Here is a 329-nt window from a genome sequence, read left to right as displayed (position 1 = left end):
CACCGTCTTGCTCAAAATAGATACTGAAACCTTTAATGGAATTATCTGCGAGAGCTATCCCGCGCCGATAAATATCTTCTTTTTTCTTATCTCCTTCCTTTTGTGCATCTGAAAGGCGGTTTATGTATCTGGCTTTGTCTTCTTTATAGCTTTCAATCATACGCTCAGCTCGAGCCTTTTGAGACTCAAAGTCATATTTGTGGCTGGAATCGTAGAGAAAATACAGGGTTAATATGGTTAGCATCAGCATCCATGGCACGACAATGGTATTTCGGCGAGTATGATAACCAGTCCTTAACGTCAACAGATGGTCATTGACCGTCATAAAG

Annotated in this window: 1 pseudogene; it reads right to left on the bottom strand. The window is 41.0% G+C overall.

Annotated elements, in window-relative coordinates:
* Positions 1-329 (bottom strand): annotated as a pseudogene (locus tag MD535_RS25940) (hypothetical protein); the annotation flags it as partial.

Origin of the sequence: Vibrio qingdaonensis (assembly GCF_026191675.1) — a bacterium.
In the GTDB taxonomy this organism is placed as follows: domain Bacteria; phylum Pseudomonadota; class Gammaproteobacteria; order Enterobacterales; family Vibrionaceae; genus Vibrio; species Vibrio qingdaonensis.
This window is presented reverse-complemented; position numbering and strand designations above follow the sequence as displayed.